General features: G+C 73.1%; 20 protein-coding genes. 17 read left to right on the top strand and 3 right to left on the bottom strand.

Annotation, left to right across the window (positions count from 1 at the left end):
* Positions 1-13: 13 nt before the first annotated feature.
* From hisD to hisF, 8 genes are read left to right on the top strand one after another with little or no spacing between them, the layout of a single operon-like run.
* Positions 14-1339, top strand: coding sequence for a histidinol dehydrogenase (gene hisD / locus PS271_RS06020; RefSeq protein ID WP_398380735.1), 1326 nt, complete (start codon positions 14-16; stop codon positions 1337-1339).
* Positions 1336-2442 (top strand): histidinol-phosphate transaminase, encoded by a 1107-nt coding sequence (locus PS271_RS06015; RefSeq protein ID WP_398380733.1) that lies wholly within the window; start codon positions 1336-1338, stop codon positions 2440-2442. Before hisD ends, PS271_RS06015 begins: the two co-directional genes overlap by 4 nt.
* Complete coding sequence (hisB, locus tag PS271_RS06010) at positions 2439-3032, top strand: imidazoleglycerol-phosphate dehydratase HisB (protein ID WP_179080507.1); 594 nt, start codon at positions 2439-2441, stop codon at positions 3030-3032. The genes PS271_RS06015 and hisB overlap by 4 nt, the downstream gene beginning before the upstream one ends.
* Entirely contained in the window at positions 3029-3196 is a 168-nt protein-coding gene (locus PS271_RS06005; RefSeq protein WP_398380730.1) for a CG2302 family histidine operon protein, read from the top strand. The genes hisB and PS271_RS06005 overlap by 4 nt, the downstream gene beginning before the upstream one ends.
* Positions 3193-3834 carry an imidazole glycerol phosphate synthase subunit HisH gene (gene hisH / locus PS271_RS06000; RefSeq protein WP_398380728.1) on the top strand — a complete coding sequence of 214 codons (642 nt, stop codon included), beginning with the start codon at positions 3193-3195 and terminating at the stop codon, positions 3832-3834. Before PS271_RS06005 ends, hisH begins: the two co-directional genes overlap by 4 nt.
* Positions 3831-4556 carry a bifunctional 1-(5-phosphoribosyl)-5-((5-phosphoribosylamino)methylideneamino)imidazole-4-carboxamide isomerase/phosphoribosylanthranilate isomerase PriA gene (gene priA, locus PS271_RS05995; RefSeq protein WP_106677822.1) on the top strand — a complete coding sequence of 242 codons (726 nt, stop codon included), beginning with the start codon at positions 3831-3833 and terminating at the stop codon, positions 4554-4556. Before hisH ends, priA begins: the two co-directional genes overlap by 4 nt.
* Complete coding sequence (locus PS271_RS05990; protein WP_398380725.1) at positions 4553-4954, top strand: RidA family protein; 402 nt, start codon at positions 4553-4555, stop codon at positions 4952-4954. The genes priA and PS271_RS05990 overlap by 4 nt, the downstream gene beginning before the upstream one ends.
* Positions 4951-5706 carry an imidazole glycerol phosphate synthase subunit HisF gene (gene hisF, locus PS271_RS05985; RefSeq protein ID WP_398380723.1) on the top strand — a complete coding sequence of 252 codons (756 nt, stop codon included), beginning with the start codon at positions 4951-4953 and terminating at the stop codon, positions 5704-5706. The genes PS271_RS05990 and hisF overlap by 4 nt, the downstream gene beginning before the upstream one ends.
* 17 nt (positions 5707-5723) lie before the next feature.
* On the opposite strand, the gene PS271_RS05980 is transcribed toward hisF, so the two are convergent.
* Genes PS271_RS05980 through PS271_RS05970 form a run of 3 tightly spaced genes read right to left on the bottom strand, consistent with a single transcriptional unit; the run spans position 5724 to position 7840 of the window.
* Complete coding sequence (locus tag PS271_RS05980) at positions 5724-6260, bottom strand: DoxX family protein (protein WP_398380721.1); 537 nt, start codon at positions 6258-6260, stop codon at positions 5724-5726.
* A 40-nt stretch (positions 6261-6300) separates the two neighbouring features.
* The gene (locus PS271_RS05975) at positions 6301-6933 is read right to left on the bottom strand and encodes a TIGR03085 family metal-binding protein (protein WP_398380720.1); all 633 of its coding nucleotides are present in this window, start codon (positions 6931-6933) and stop codon (positions 6301-6303) included.
* Positions 6934-6979: 46 nt separating this feature from the next.
* Complete coding sequence (locus tag PS271_RS05970; RefSeq protein WP_398380718.1) at positions 6980-7840, bottom strand: hypothetical protein; 861 nt, start codon at positions 7838-7840, stop codon at positions 6980-6982.
* 74 nt (positions 7841-7914) lie between these two features.
* Between PS271_RS05970 and hisI the strand changes: the two genes are divergently transcribed.
* From hisI to trpA, 9 genes are all read left to right on the top strand, one after another.
* On the top strand, positions 7915-8283 hold the full coding sequence (hisI, locus tag PS271_RS05965; protein ID WP_398380716.1) for a phosphoribosyl-AMP cyclohydrolase: 369 nt from the start codon (positions 7915-7917) through the stop codon (positions 8281-8283).
* An 11-nt stretch (positions 8284-8294) separates the two neighbouring features.
* Entirely contained in the window at positions 8295-9821 is a 1527-nt protein-coding gene (locus PS271_RS05960; RefSeq protein ID WP_398380714.1) for an anthranilate synthase component I, read from the top strand.
* Between the two features lie 49 nt (positions 9822-9870).
* Positions 9871-10473 carry a TIGR02234 family membrane protein gene (locus PS271_RS05955; protein ID WP_398380712.1) on the top strand — a complete coding sequence of 201 codons (603 nt, stop codon included), beginning with the start codon at positions 9871-9873 and terminating at the stop codon, positions 10471-10473.
* A 108-nt stretch (positions 10474-10581) separates the two neighbouring features.
* A complete protein-coding gene (locus tag PS271_RS05950; protein ID WP_398380710.1) occupies positions 10582-10815 on the top strand; it encodes an HGxxPAAW family protein in 234 nt (77 codons plus the stop codon).
* Between the two features lie 103 nt (positions 10816-10918).
* A complete protein-coding gene (locus PS271_RS05945) occupies positions 10919-11347 on the top strand; it encodes a DUF2752 domain-containing protein (protein ID WP_398380708.1) in 429 nt (142 codons plus the stop codon).
* A 148-nt stretch (positions 11348-11495) separates the two neighbouring features.
* A complete protein-coding gene (trpC, locus tag PS271_RS05940; protein WP_356274844.1) occupies positions 11496-12305 on the top strand; it encodes an indole-3-glycerol phosphate synthase TrpC in 810 nt (269 codons plus the stop codon).
* 8 nt (positions 12306-12313) lie between these two features.
* Positions 12314-12535, top strand: a complete 222-nt coding sequence (gene trpM / locus PS271_RS05935) for a tryptophan biosynthesis modulator TrpM (protein ID WP_398380706.1) — start codon at positions 12314-12316, stop codon at positions 12533-12535.
* Between the two features lie 51 nt (positions 12536-12586).
* Positions 12587-13831, top strand: a complete 1245-nt coding sequence (trpB, locus tag PS271_RS05930; RefSeq protein WP_398380704.1) for a tryptophan synthase subunit beta — start codon at positions 12587-12589, stop codon at positions 13829-13831.
* Entirely contained in the window at positions 13831-14646 is an 816-nt protein-coding gene (trpA, locus tag PS271_RS05925; protein ID WP_398380702.1) for a tryptophan synthase subunit alpha, read from the top strand. Before trpB ends, trpA begins: the two co-directional genes overlap by 1 nt.
* The last annotated feature ends 21 nt before the right edge of the window (positions 14647-14667 follow it).

Here is a 14667-nt window from a genome sequence, read left to right as displayed (position 1 = left end):
AGACAATTACCGTGTGATCTCCCGAATCGATCTGCGCGGTGCCGCCTCCTCCGAGGCCGGCGTCGACCGCGACCTGCTGCCCCGAGCCGAACTCGACGTCGAGGCCGCCCTGGAGAAGGTGCGGCCCATCTGCGAGGACGTGCATCATCGCGGCACCGCGGCCCTGATCGACTACGCGCACCGGTTCGACGGCGTCACCCTCGACCGCATCCGGGTCCCCGCCGAGGCGATCACCCGCGCCCTCGAAGAGCTCGACCCGGCCGTCCGGGCCGCGCTCGAAGAGTCCATCCGCCGCGCCCGCATCGTCCACCGCGAGCAGCGGCGCACCGACAAGACCGTCCAGGTCGTGCCGGGCGGCACGGTCACCGAGCGCTGGGTCCCCGTCCAGCGCGTCGGGCTGTACGTGCCGGGCGGCCGGTCCGTCTACCCCTCGTCCGTGATCATGAACGTGGTGCCGGCCCAGGAGGCCGGTGTCCCCTCCATGGCCGTCTCCTCCCCGCCCCAAGCGGACTTCGGCGGCCTGCCGCACCCGACGATCCTGGCCGCCTGCGCGCTGCTGGGCGTCGACGAGGTGTACGCGGCGGGCGGCGCCCAGGCCGTCGCCATGTTCGCCTACGGCACCGAGGAGTGCCGCCCGGTCAACATGGTCACCGGCCCGGGCAACATCTGGGTCGCCGCCGCCAAGCGGCTGCTGAAGGGCCGCATCGGCATCGACGCCGAGGCCGGCCCCACCGAGATCGCCGTCCTCGCCGACGCCACCGCCGACCCCGTGCACGTCGCCGCCGACCTGATCAGCCAGGCCGAGCACGACCCGCTGGCCGCCTCCGTCCTCGTCACCGACTCGGAGGAGCTCGCGAACGCCGTCGAGAAGGAGCTCGAAACCCAGGTCGCCGTGACCCGGCACATCGAGGACCGCATCGTGCCCGCGCTCGGCGGCCGCCAGTCCGGCATCGTCCTGGTCGACTCCGTCGACCACGGCCTCGCCGTCGTGGATGCCTACGGCGCCGAGCACCTGGAGATCCAGACCGCGGACGCCGCGGCCGTCGCCGCCCGCGTGCGGAACGCCGGCGCGATCTTCGTCGGCCCGTACGCCCCCGTCTCCCTCGGCGACTACGCCGCCGGCTCCAACCACGTGCTGCCCACCGGCGGCTGCGCCTGCCACTCCTCCGGCCTGTCCGTCCAGTCCTTCCTGCGCGGCATCCACGTCGTGGACTACACGCGGGAGGCCCTGGCCGAGGTCGCGGGCCACGTGGTGACGCTCGCCGAGGCCGAGGACCTGCCCGCGCACGGCGCGGCGGTCAAGGCACGGTTCGACTGGAAGGTCCCGGAAAGCAAGTGACCGGCATCGACGATCTCCCCATCCGGGACGAGCTGCGCGGCAAGTCCCCGTACGGCGCCCCCCAGCTCGACGTGCCCGTCCGCCTGAACACCAACGAGAACCCCTACCCGCTGCCCGAGGCCCTCGTCGCCCGCATCGCCGAGCGCGTCGCCGAGGCCGCCCGGCACCTCAACCGCTACCCCGACCGGGACGCCACCGAGCTGCGCACCGGGCTCGCCACGTACCTCACCCGCACCACGGGCCACGACGTCACCATGGAGAACGTCTGGGCCGCCAACGGCTCCAACGAAGTCCTCCAGCAGCTGCTCCAGGCCTTCGGCGGCCCCGGCCGCACCGCGATCGGCTTCGAGCCCTCGTACTCGATGCACGCCCTGATCTCCCGCGGCACCGGCACCGGCTGGATCTCCGGCCCGCGCCGTGAGGACTTCACGATCGACGTCGAGGCCGCCGAGCGCGCCATCGCGGAGCACCGCCCGCACGTCGTCTTCATCTGCTCGCCCAACAACCCCACGGGCACGGCGGTCGACGCGGAGACGGTCCTGCGGCTGTACGAGGCGGCGCAGGCGGCCCGCCCCTCGCTCGTGGTCGTCGACGAGGCGTACGGCGAGTTCAGCCACCGCCCCTCGCTGCTGCCCCTCATCGAGGGCCGGCCGAACCTCGTCGTCTCGCGCACCATGTCCAAGGCCTTCGGCGCCGCCGGGCTCCGCCTCGGCTACCTCGCCGCGGACCCCGCGGTCGTCGACGCCGTCCAGCTCGTGCGCCTGCCCTACCACCTGTCGGCCGTCACCCAGGCCACGGCCCTCGCCGCCCTGGAGCACACCGACACCCTGCTCGGCTACGTCGAGCAGCTCAAGGCCGAACGCGACCGCCTCGTCACCGAGCTGCGCGCGATGGGCTGCGAGGTGACCGACTCGGACGCCAACTTCGTCCAGTTCGGCCGGTTCGAGGACAGCGCCGCCACGTGGCGGGCCATCCTCGGCCACGGCGTGCTGGTGCGGGACAACGGCGTGCCGGGACGGCTGCGGGTCACCGCCGGCACCCCGCAGGAGAACGACGCGTTCCTGGACGCGGTCCGCGCAGTACTGAAGGAGAACGAACGATGAGCCGCGTTGGGCGCGTCGAGCGCACCACCAAGGAGACGTCCGTCCTCGTCGAGATCGACCTCGACGGGACCGGGCAGGTCGACGTGTCGACCGGGGTCGGCTTCTACGACCACATGCTCGACCAGCTCGGCCGCCACGGCCTCTTCGACCTCACCGTCAAGACCGACGGCGACCTGCACATCGACACCCACCACACCATCGAGGACACCGCCCTCGCGCTGGGCGCCGCCTTCAGGCAGGCCCTCGGTGACAAGGTGGGCATCTACCGCTTCGGCAACTGCACCGTGCCCCTGGACGAGTCCCTCGCCCAGGTCACCGTCGACCTCTCCGGCCGCCCCTACCTCGTGCACACCGAGCCCGAGAACATGGCGCCCATGATCGGCACGTACGACACGACGATGACCCGGCACATCCTGGAGTCCTTCGTCGCGCAGGCGCAGATCGCCCTGCACGTGCACGTCCCGTACGGGCGCAACGCCCACCACATCGTGGAGTGCCAGTTCAAGGCGCTCGCCCGGGCCCTGCGCTACGCGTCCGAGCGCGACACGCGCGCCGCCGGAATCCTCCCCTCCACGAAGGGCGCCCTGTGAACGGCCTCAACACCACGCTCATCGTCGTCGGCCTCTTCCTCGTCGGCGGCATCATCTCCTTCGTCAAGCAGGGCATGCCCAAGAGCATCATCGTGCTCCTCGGCATAGGCGCCGCGATGTGCCTGACCGCCGGCACCCTCCGGATCGAAGGACTGTGGTCATGAGCGCCCCGAAGAAGGTCGTCGTCTTCGACTACGGCTTCGGCAACGTCCGCTCCGCCGAGCGCGCCCTCGCCCACGTCGGCGCGGACGTCGAGATCACCGGCGACTACGAGAAGGCCATGAACGCCGACGGCCTCCTCGTGCCCGGCGTCGGCGCGTTCGCCGCCTGCATGCAGGGCCTGCGCGCCGCCCGCGGCGACTGGATCGTCGGCCGCCGCCTCTCCGGCGGGCGCCCCGTCATGGGCATCTGCGTCGGCATGCAGATCCTCTTCGAGCGCGGCGTCGAGCACGGCGTGGAGACCGAGGGCCTCGACGAGTGGCCCGGCCTCGTGGAGCCCCTCAAGGCCGACGTCGTCCCCCACATGGGCTGGAACACCGTCACCCCCGCCGAGGACTCGCAGCTCTTCGCCGGCCTCGCCGCGGACACCCGCTACTACTTCGTGCACTCCTACGCGGTGCGCGAGTGGAGCCTGGAGGTGACCAACCCCAACATCCGCGCCCCCAAGGTCACCTGGGCCACGCACGGCGAGCCGTTCGTCGCGGCCGTGGAGAACGGCCCGCTGTGGGCCACCCAGTTCCACCCGGAAAAGTCCGGCGATGCCGGCGCCCAGCTCCTCACTAACTGGATCGGAACCCTGTGAGCAAGCTCGAACTCCTCCCCGCCGTCGACGTCCGTGACGGGCAGGCCGTACGGCTCGTCCACGGCGAGTCCGGCTCCGAGACGTCTTACGGCTCCCCGCTGGAGGCGGCCCTCGCGTGGCAGCGGTCCGGCGCCGAGTGGCTGCACCTCGTCGACCTCGACGCCGCCTTCGGCACCGGTGACAACCGCGAGCTCATCGCCGAGGTCGCCGGGGCCATGGACATCAAGGTCGAGCTGTCCGGCGGCATCCGCGACGACGCCTCGCTCGCCGCCGCCCTCGCCACCGGCTGCACCCGCGTCAACCTCGGCACCGCCGCCCTGGAGACCCCCGAGTGGGTCGCCAAGGTCATCGCCGAGCACGGCGACAAGATCGCGGTCGGCCTCGACGTCCGCGGCACGACCCTGCGCGGCCGCGGCTGGACCCGCGACGGCGGCGACCTCTACGAGACCCTCGCCCGCCTCGACCGCGAGGGCTGCGCCCGCTACGTCGTCACCGACATCGCCAAGGACGGCACCCTCCAGGGCCCCAACCTGGAGCTGCTGAAGAACGTCTGCGCCGCCACGGACAAGCCGGTCGTCGCGTCCGGCGGAGTCTCGTCCCTTGACGACCTGCGCGCAATTGCCAACCTGGTACCGGAGGGTGTCGAAGGCGCCATCGTCGGCAAGGCCCTCTACGCCAAGGCGTTCACCTTGGAAGAGGCCCTGGAGGCTGTGTCCGCATGACCGAAGCCGTGCAGCGTGTGCAGAGCGACAGTCCCTGGGAAGAGGCCTTTGGTTGTGCGCGCGCGGTCGCGGCGGGAGACCGCGTGCTGGTGGCCGGCACCATGCCGTTCACCGGCACCGTGCTGCACGGCGAGGGCGATCCGTACCAGCAGGCCAGGTCGGCCTTCGGTAACGCCCTCGCCGCGCTGGAGCGGTTCGGACTCGGCCCCGAGGCCGTCGTCCGCACCCGGATGTACCTGACCCACGCGCGCGACGTGGACGCGGTGGGCCGTGCCCACAAGGAGATCTTCGACGCGGTCCGCCCGGCGGCGACCCTCGTCGTCGTCTCCGGGTTCCTCGACTCGCGCGTGCTGGTCGAAGTAGAGCTGGAAGCGTACCGAGGAGCAACGAGCACATGACCCTGGCGGTCCGAGTCATCCCCTGCCTGGACGTCGACAACGGACGGGTCGTCAAGGGCGTCAACTTCCAGAACCTGCGCGACGCGGGCGACCCCGTGGAAATGGCCAAGGTCTACGGGCAGGAGGGCGCCGACGAGCTGACGTTCCTCGACATCACCGCCTCCTCCGGCAACCGCGAGACCACCTACGACGTGGTGCGCCGCACCGCCGAGCAGGTCTTCATCCCGCTGACCGTCGGCGGCGGCGTCCGCACGGCCGAGGACGTCGACAAGCTGCTGCGGGCCGGTGCCGACAAGGTGGGCGTGAACACCGCGGCCATCGAGCGGCCCGAGCTGATCCGCGAGATCGCCGAGCGGTTCGGCCGCCAGGTGCTGGTCCTGTCCGTGGACGCGCGCCGCAGCGCGACGGGCTCCTTCGAGGTGACGACGCACGGCGGGCGGCGCGGCACGGGCCTCGACGCCGTCGAGTGGGCGCACCGCGCGGCGGAGCTCGGGGCCGGCGAGATCCTGCTGAACTCCATGGACGCCGACGGCACGAAGGACGGCTACGACACCGAGATGATCGAGGCCGTGCGCAAGCACGTCACGGTCCCGGTCATCGCGAGCGGCGGCGCGGGCCGTCTGGAGCACTTCGCCCCGGCGGTGGACGCGGGCGCGGACGCGGTCCTGGCCGCGTCGGTCTTCCACTTCGGCGACCTGCGGATCGCCGACGTCAAGAAGGCCCTCCGCGAGTCGGGCCACCCGGTCCGCTAGGGGCGTCCGCCGAACGCTCAGTCCCGGATCAGCAGGAAGATCGCCCCCACCACCAGGGCGAGGGCGATCGCCGCGATCCCGTAGGACAGCCGGTGGTGCCGGAGCACCGGGAGGTGCGCGTCCGCCGCGTATCTCCCGGGGCCCGTGAGCGCGAGCGCCGCCGCCGAGACGGCGACCAGCAGGGTGAACTCCACGCCTTTCGGCAGCAGGAAGCCCCCGTCCCACGTCACCCCGAGCGCATTGACCATCGTGCCCAGCACGGCGGCCGCGGCCAGCGGCGTGAGGAGCCCGAGGAAGAGGCCCGCGCCGCCCAGCGACTCGCTGAGGCCGGCGATGACCGCCATCGCCTTGGGCACGGGATAGCCCCAGGACTCGAAGCCCTTCGCGGTCCCGTCCAGGCCGGGGCCGTCGAACCAGCCGAAGAGCTTCTGCGTGCCGTGCGCGACCATGATGATGCCGAGCATCATCCGCAGGAGCAGGACCCCGAGCGAGAAGCCGCCCGGGGACAGCGCGGCGGCCGGGGCGGAGTGGGCGGGGCTGCTGGTGTACGCCATGGCGGGGGCACCTTTGCGGGTCGGGTCCGGCGAGGGACCCTCAGATTCCCAGCTGAGCCCCTTGCAGCTTCGCCACCGCGTCCTTGTCGCCCTCAAGCTCCACCCGGGCGGCGGTCTGCCGGCCGAAGGCGAAGAGGGTCAGCTCGGCCGGCTCTCCCGTGACGGTCACCACGGGCGCGCCGCGCCGGGCGACCGCCGTGCGGCCGTCGGGGCGGCGCAGGACCAGGCCGACGGGGGAGCGGCGGCCGAGCATCCGGGCCACCCGCTCCAGGCGGGTCCACAGGGCGTCCGCGAAGACGGGGTCCACCTCGCGCGGGGCCCACTCCTCCTGGGCCCGGCGCACGTCTTCCGCGTGCACGAAGAACTCGACGGTGTTCGCGGCCTCGTCGATCTGCTTGAGGGCGTACGGCGACAGCCGCGGCGGCCCGCCGCGGACGAGCCGGACCAGCTCCTCGTACGGCTTGGCGGCGAACTCCGCCTGCACCCGCTCCAGGCGGGCGGCCAGCGGCTTGAACACGAGCCCGGCGGCGGCGTCGGAGCGGCGTTCCCGCACGACGACGTGGGCCGCCAGGTCACGCGTCCGCCAGCCGTCGCAGAGCGTCGGGGCATCGGGGCCCGCCGACTCCAACAGATCGGCGAGGAGCAGACGTTCGCGCTGGGCGTGGGTCGACATGGCGCCACCCTACGGCCGGCGCCGCGCCGCTGCCATGCCGCCTCGGCTACTCGGGCAGGGGCTTGTCCATCTTCTGGCCGCCCTGCGAGACGCTCAGCGTCATCGAGCACGTGATCTGGTCCTGGCCGCGGGCGTAGGTGACCGGGGTCGGGTAGAGCACGTACGAGTAGTAGTTCTTGCCGTCGGTTATGGACCGCATGCGGTCCTGTGCGTCCTTCTTGCACATGTCCCGGGCCTTGGTCTGGATGTCCAGCTCGGAGTCGAACTTGCCGGTCAGGGTCTCGTTGGCGATGACCTCGCCGTCGTGCGGACCGGTGCACGGCTTCGTCTTCACCTCGGTCAGGCCGAGGGACATGCGCGGGTGGTCGAAGCACTGGCCGGGCTTGAGCACCACGTACGGCACGCGGGACACCGACGGGGAAGAGGAGGAGGCCGACGGGTCGGGGTTCGAGGGGTCTGCGCCCGGGCCGCCGGGGTTGACGCCCGGCGCGGAGGGCGCGGCCGACGCGCTCGACGAGCTCTTCGGCTTGGCGACCGGGTCCTTCTTGTCCTTGCCGCCGGCGGTCACCAGGAAGCCGCCCACGACGAGGCCGACCACCAGCACCGCACCGACGACGATCGCGGCGACCTTCGCGCCGTTACCGCCGGACGGCGGGGGAGGGGGCGGCATCGGCGGGGCGAACTGCTGCCCGTACTGCTGCTGCCCGTACTGGCCGAAGCCCGGCTGCTGCCCAGGCCGGCCGAAGCCCGGCTGCTGGCCCGGCTGCTGTCCGTACCCCTGCGGAGCTTGCGGCTGTCCGTAGGGCTGGGCGGGCGGCTGGGCTGACGGCGGCCCGAACTGCTGCGGCGGGCCGAACCCACCGCCGCCACCGGGCGGCTGCGGGGAGTTCGAGGGCGGAGTACTCATGGGCGAAGCATGCCGTACGCCACTGACAGCGCCGCCCGGGGGGTCCCGGCCCGTCCGCGCGGCAGAATGGACCCATGACCGGCAACACCGCCCCCGCGTCCTCCCTCGACCCCGCCGTCGCCGCGCGCCTCAAGCGCAGCGCCGACGGGCTCGTCCCCGCCATCGCCCAGCAGTACGACACCGGCGAAGTCCTCATGCTCGGCTGGATGGACGACGAGGCGCTCCACCGCACCCTCACCACAGGCCGCTGCACGTACTGGAGCCGCAGCCGCCAGGAGTACTGGGTCAAGGGCGACACGTCCGGACACGTCCAGCACGTGAAGTCCGTGGCCCTCGACTGCGACGGCGACACCCTCCTCGTCAAGGTCGACCAGACCGGCGCCGCCTGCCACACAGGCGACCGCACCTGTTTCGATGCCGATGTCCTCCCGCTCGGCCAGTAGGCTCCGCTGCCATGGCTGCCACGACCACCGGTGACGTCACCCCGGACGCCGAGACCTTCCGTACGCTCGCGAAGGACCGCCGGGTCATCCCCGTCACCCGGCGTTTCCTCGCCGACGGCGACACGCCCGTCGGCCTGTACCGCAAGCTCGCCGCCGAGCGGCCCGGCACCTTCCTGCTGGAGTCCGCCGAGAACGGCCGCACCTGGTCGCGCTACTCCTTCGTGGGCGTCCGCAGCGCCGCGACGCTGACCGTGCGCGACGGCCGGACGCACTGGCTGGGCACCCCGCCCGTCGGCGTGCCCACCGACGGCGACCCGCTGGAGGCCCTGCGCGCCACCGTGGCCGCCCTGCACACCCCGCGCGACCTCATGGAGGGCGCCGGGCTGCCGCCCTTCACCGGCGGCATGGTGGGCTACCTCGGTTACGACGTCGTCCGCCGCCTGGAGAAGATCGGCGAGCACGGCGGCGAGGACCGCGACCCGCTCGGCCTGCCCGAGCTCACCATGCTCCTCACCTCCGACCTCGCCGTCCTCGACCACTGGAACGGCACCGTCCTGCTGATCGCCAACGCGATCAACCACAACGACCTCGACAGCGGCGTCGACGAGGCGTACGCGGACGCCGTCGCCCGGCTGGACGCCATGGCCGCCGACCTCCACCGGCCCGCGCCCTCGGCTCCCACCGCCCTGCCGCCCTCCGAACTGCCCGGGTACACCGCCCGCTGGGGCGGCCCCGACTACATGGCGGCCGTCGAGGACATCAAGGAGCGCATCCGCGCCGGCGAGGCCTTCCAGGTCGTGCCCTCGCAGCGCTTCGAGACGCCGTGCACGGCCTCCGCGCTCGACGTCTACCGCGTGCTGCGGGCGACGAACCCCAGCCCGTACATGTACCTGCTCCGCTTCGACGGGTTCGACGTCGTCGGCTCCAGCCCGGAGGCGCTCGTCAAGGTCGAGGACGGGCAGGCCATGGTGCACCCCATCGCCGGCACCCGGCCGCGCGGCGCCACCCCCCAGGCGGACGCGGCCCTCGCCGAGGAGCTCCTCGGCGACGCCAAGGAGCGCGCCGAGCACCTCATGCTCGTCGACCTCGGCCGCAACGACCTCGGGCGGGTGTGCGAGCCCGGCAGCGTGGAGGTCGTCGACTTCATGTCGATCGAGCGCTACAGCCACGTGATGCACATCGTCTCCACGGTCACCGGCCGCGTGGCCGCCGGCCGCACCGCCTTCGACGTGCTCACCGCCTGCTTCCCGGCCGGCACGCTCTCCGGCGCGCCCAAGCCGCGGGCCATGCAGATCATCGAGGAGCTGGAGCCGTCGCGGCGCGGGCTCTACGGCGGCTGCGTCGGCTACCTGGACTTCGCCGGGGACTCCGACACCGCCATCGCCATCCGCACCGCCGTCCTGAAGGACGGCACGGCCTACGTCCAGGCCGGCGCGGGCGTCGTCGCCGACTCGGACCCGGCCGCCGAGGACGCGGAGTGCCGCAACAAGGCGGCGGCGGTGCTGCGCGCCGTGCACTCGGCGAACCGGCTCGCCTAGCGCGACCCCCGGCGGCACCCCAAACACCCCCACAAGGGATAGTGGACCCGTGAGCAAAGCTGTAACCCCCCGCCGCGGAACCGTCGGCACCGCCCTGCTCCTGGGCGCCGCAGGCGCCGCCCTCGCCCTGCTCGCGGGCGGCCGCACCTGGGCCGAGGGCACGACGACCGTCGCCGGGAGCAGCGTCACCAAGCACGTCAGCGGATCGGACATCACGGGCCTGCCCGGCGCCCTGGCCGTCGTCGGCCTCGCCGCCCTCGTCGCGGTGTTCGCCGTCCGCGGCGTCTGGCGCACCGTGGTGGCCGCCGGCCTCGTCCTGGCGGGGGCCGGTGTCATCGCCGGCGCCGTCACGGGCGCGGGCGACACCTCCGCCCTGGAGGAGCAGGCCGCCAAGGCCAACGGCCTCACCAGCGGCGCCGTCGACCACGTCACCCACACCGCCTGGCCGTGGGTCGCCCTTGCGGGCGGTGTCCTGCTGCTGCTCGCCGGGCTCCTGGCCCTGCGTTTCGGCCGCCACTGGCCGGCCATGTCCAGCCGCTACGAGCGCGACGGCACCCCGCGCCCGCGCCGTGCCCGGACCGCCCCGGACCCCGAGCGCCCCGAGGAGCTGTGGAAGGCCCTCGACCGCGGCGAGGACCCGACAGGGGCGTGACACGCCCCGCCCCGCCCCCCGGATAGAGGCGGCCCCGGCCGTCGGGGACAATGACCATGAGCGTTCTCCGCGCCCGCGGGCGCGCCACAGCAACGAGGAGTCTTAGTCATGGCGGGTACCAGCCACGGACACACCCCGGCCGCCTGGACCGGTGTCACCATCGCCTTCATCGGCTTCTGCGTCTCCGGCGCCTTCACGGTGGCCGCGAAGCCGGTCGGTTTCTGGGCCGGCGTCGCGATCATCGCGATCGGCGGCATCGTGGGCGGCGTCATGGCCATGATGGGCATGGGCATGCCCAAGCGGGCTCCTCTGAAGGTGTCCGGGCAGACGAACCAGGGCTGACCCGCCCTCTCCTGATGCCCCGAGGCGCGGCCCCGGGCCCGTACGCCCCCCGTACGACGGCCTTGAGCTGCGCCTTCGTGCTGTCCGGCGGAGACTGTGCCCTGTGAAGGGCTGGGCGAAGGACCGGGCGAAGGACGGCGCGCGCCGGCTGGCCGCCCCGCTGGGCGTCGCGGCCGGCCTCGCCGCGGCCGCCGGCTACGTCGCCGCCGTGGACCCCCACCGCCCCGGCCGCTACCCCGCCTGCCCCCTGCTGCGCTGCACGGGCCTGTACTGCCCCGGCTGCGGCGGGCTGCGCGGCCTCCACGCCCTCACCCACGGCGACCTTCCGGGCGCGCTCGGGGCCAACGCCCTGGCCGTCGCCGCGTACGCCGCGTTCGCCGTCTTCTGGTGCGTGTGGTTCACCAGGGCCCTGCGGGGCCGCGGGGGCGTGTCGTTCTCGCCGCGCGCCCGCCATTGGTGGGGCCTCGGCGCCGTCGTCCTGCTCTTCACCGTCGTACGGAACCTGCCCGCGGGCGCCGCCCTCGCCCCCTGACGGGTGTCCGGCGGGCGTCCACCAGATGGGACCCGCGTCAACCGGATGCGAATCCTTCGCCCGGCGGCAAGTACCATCGCAGTGCCTGGTGGGGAGGATTCCCGCCGCACCAGCCCAGACCATCCGAGTCCGGAAGGGGGCCGCTCGCGTGAGTGTGCTCGACGAGATCATCGAGGGCGTCCGTGCCGACCTCGCGGAGCGGCAGGCGCGCGTCAGCCTCGACGAGCTCAAGGAGCGGGCCGCCAGGGCGCCGGAGGCCAAGGACGGCGTCGCCGCGCTCAGCGGCGAGAACGTCGGCGTGATCTGCGAGGTCAAGCGGTCCAGCCCCTCCAAGGGCGCGCTGGCCGCGATCGCCGACCCCGCCGGCCTCGCCGCCGACTACGAGGCGGGCGGCGCGTCCGTCATCAGCGTCCTGACCGAGCAGCGCCGCTTCGGCGGCTCGCTGGCCGACCTGGAGGCCGTCCGCGCCCGGGTCGACATCCCCGTCCTGCGCAAGGACTTCATCGTCACCGCCTACCAGCTGTGGGAGGCCCGCGCCTACGGCGCCGACCTGGCCCTGCTGATCGTCGCCGCGCTGGAGCAGGAGGCCCTGGTCTCCCTCATCGAGCGCGCCGAGTCGATCGGCCTCACGCCGCTGGTCGAGGTGCACGACGAGGAGGAGGCCGAGCGCGCGGTGGCCGCCGGCGCGCGGATCATCGGCGTCAACGCCCGTAACCTCAAGACCCTCGAGGTGGACCGGGACAACTTCGCCCGGGTCGCCCCGGAGATCCCGGACGGCATCATCAAGATCGCCGAGTCCGGCGTGCGCGGCCCGCACGACCTCATCGCCTACGCCAACGACGGCGCCGACGCGGTGCTGGTCGGCGAGTCCCTGGTCACCGGCCGCGACCCGAAGGGCGCCGTGGCCGACCTGGTCGCCGCGGGCGCGCACCCCGCCCTGCGGCACGGCAGGGGCTGACGCCCCGGATGACCGGCCGCCGCAGCCGCCGCACAGGGCCGGGCCGATGCCCGGCCCCTGTCGGCGTGCCCGCGGCCGGCCTGCTCGCGCAGGACCCTTACGCGCGCCTCGCCAGGGGCTGCCGGCCCCGGGGCTGCCGCGCGCCCGCGCGCCGCGTCCGGGGCCGCAGGGTGAGGTACCACATCGGCTGTGAGCCGGGTCAGGTCAACGGGCGCCGATGGCGTGGCTGAGCGTCAGCTCAGTGATCACGTCAACCTCACTCATCTCCTGAGGAGACCGGCATGCCCAGCGAATTCTTCGTCCCGGACCCGGAGGGTCACGTTCCAAGCGCCGAAGGGTACTTCGGCGCGTTCGGCGGCAAATTCATCCCGGAGGCCCTCGTCGCCGCCGTCGACGAGGTCGCCGCCGAATACGAGAAGGCCAAGGCGGACCCCGCCTTCGCCGCCGAGCTCAACGACCTGATGGTCAACTACACCGGCCGCCCCAGCGCCCTCACCGAGGTGCCGCGCTTCGCCGAGCACGCCGGCGGCGCCCGGGTCTTCCTCAAGCGCGAGGACCTCAACCACACCGGCTCGCACAAGATCAACAACGTGCTGGGCCAGGCCCTGCTCACCAAGCGCATGGGCAAGACCCGCGTCATCGCCGAGACCGGCGCCGGCCAGCACGGCGTCGCCACCGCCACCGCCTGCGCCCTCTTCGGCCTCGAATGCACCATCTACATGGGCGAGGTCGACACCCGGCGCCAGGCGCTGAACGTCGCCCGGATGCGGATGCTCGGCGCCGAGGTCATCGCCGTGAAGTCCGGCAGCCGCACCCTGAAGGACGCCATCAACGAGGCGTTCCGCGACTGGGTCGCCAACGTCGACCGCACCCACTACCTCTTCGGCACGGTCGCCGGCCCGCACCCCTTCCCGGCCCTCGTGCGCGACTTCCACCGCGTCATCGGCGTCGAGGCGCGCCGCCAGATCCTGGAGCGCACCGGCCGCCTGCCGGACGCCGCCGTGGCCTGCGTGGGCGGCGGTTCCAACGCCATCGGCCTCTTCCACGCCTTCCTGCCCGACGAAGGCGTGCGCCTGATCGGCTGCGAGCCCGGCGGCCACGGCCTGGCCACCGGCGAGCACGCGGCCACCCTCACCGCCGGCACGCCCGGCATCCTGCACGGCTCCCGCAGCTACGTCCTCCAGGACGAGGACGGCCAGATCACCGAGCCGTACTCGATCTCGGCCGGCCTCGACTACCCCGGCATCGGCCCGGAGCACTCCTACCTCAAGGACACCGGCCGCGCCGAGTACCGCGCCGTCACCGACGACGAGGCCATGCAGGCCCTGCGCCTGCTCTCGCGCACCGAGGGCATCATCCCGGCCATCGAGAGCGCGCACGCCCTCGCCGGAGCCCTGGAGACCGGCAAGGAGCTGGGCGAGGACGGGCTGGTCCTCGTCAACCTCTCCGGCCGCGGCGACAAGGACATGGACACGGCGGCCCGCTACTTCGGGCTGTACGACGACGACACGGCGGGGGCCAAGTGATGGCGGGCAACATCGAACTCCTGAGCTCCGTGCTGGCCGCGGCCAAGGCGGAGAACCGCGCGGCCCTGGTCGGCTATCTCCCCGCCGGCTTCCCCACCGTGGACGACGGCGTACAGGCGATCACGGCCATGCTCGACGGCGGCTGCGACGTCGTGGAGGTCGGCCTGCCGCACAGCGACCCGGTCCTCGACGGCCCGGTCATCCAGACCGCCGACGACATCGCCCTGCGCGGCGGCATCAAGATCGCCGACGTCATCCGCACGGTCAAGGAAGCGCACGAGATCACGGGCGCGCCCGTGCTGTGCATGACGTACTGGAATCCCGTCGACGCCTACGGCCCGGAGCGCTTCGCCGCCGACCTGGCGGCCGCCGGCGGAGCGGGCTGCATCCTGCCCGACCTGCCCGTCGAGGAGTCCGAGGCCTGGCGCAAGGCCGCCGAGCAGCACGGCCTCGCCACCGTCTTCGTGGTCGCGCCCAGCAGCCGCGACGAGCGCCTCGCCAAGATCACGGCGGCGGGCAGCGGCTTCGTGTACGCGGCCTCGCTGATGGGCGTCACCGGCACCCGGGAGTCCGTGGGCAACGAGGCGCAGGACCTGGTCCGGCGCACGCGCGCGGTCACCTCGCTGCCGGTCTGCGTGGGCCTCGGCGTCTCCAACGCCGTCCAGGCCGCGGAGGTCGCCGCCTTCGCCGACGGCGTGATCGTCGGCTCGGCCTTCGTCAAGCGGCTCCTGGACGCGCCCGACCTGGAGACGGGCCTGGCCGCCGTCCGCGCCCTCGCCGGCGAGCTCGCCGAGGGCGTGCGCAAGCGGGGATAACCCTTTCGGGCGGGTAACTCT

It is taken from the genome of Streptomyces sp. SCA2-17 (genome assembly GCF_044336695.1).
Note: the sequence above shows the minus strand (reverse complement) of the source record. Positions and strands in the feature narration are given on the sequence as shown.

Coding starts and splice junctions, on each gene's coding strand:
- PS271_RS05980 (WP_398380721.1), bottom strand. CDS start 6,260: ATGGCGTACACCAGCAGCCCCGCCCACTCCGCCCCGGCCGCCGCGCTG.
- PS271_RS05960 (WP_398380714.1), top strand. CDS start 8,295: ATGGCTGCCACGACCACCGGTGACGTCACCCCGGACGCCGAGACCTTC.
- trpA (WP_398380702.1), top strand. CDS start 13,831: ATGGCGGGCAACATCGAACTCCTGAGCTCCGTGCTGGCCGCGGCCAAG.
- trpM (WP_398380706.1), top strand. CDS start 12,314: ATGACCGGCCGCCGCAGCCGCCGCACAGGGCCGGGCCGATGCCCGGCC.
- PS271_RS05990 (WP_398380725.1), top strand. CDS start 4,553: ATGACCGAAGCCGTGCAGCGTGTGCAGAGCGACAGTCCCTGGGAAGAG.
- hisB (WP_179080507.1), top strand. CDS start 2,439: ATGAGCCGCGTTGGGCGCGTCGAGCGCACCACCAAGGAGACGTCCGTC.
- PS271_RS05950 (WP_398380710.1), top strand. CDS start 10,582: ATGGCGGGTACCAGCCACGGACACACCCCGGCCGCCTGGACCGGTGTC.
- hisF (WP_398380723.1), top strand. CDS start 4,951: ATGACCCTGGCGGTCCGAGTCATCCCCTGCCTGGACGTCGACAACGGA.
- hisH (WP_398380728.1), top strand. CDS start 3,193: ATGAGCGCCCCGAAGAAGGTCGTCGTCTTCGACTACGGCTTCGGCAAC.
- hisI (WP_398380716.1), top strand. CDS start 7,915: ATGACCGGCAACACCGCCCCCGCGTCCTCCCTCGACCCCGCCGTCGCC.
- trpB (WP_398380704.1), top strand. CDS start 12,587: ATGCCCAGCGAATTCTTCGTCCCGGACCCGGAGGGTCACGTTCCAAGC.
- PS271_RS05975 (WP_398380720.1), bottom strand. CDS start 6,933: ATGTCGACCCACGCCCAGCGCGAACGTCTGCTCCTCGCCGATCTGTTG.
- PS271_RS05970 (WP_398380718.1), bottom strand. CDS start 7,840: ATGAGTACTCCGCCCTCGAACTCCCCGCAGCCGCCCGGTGGCGGCGGT.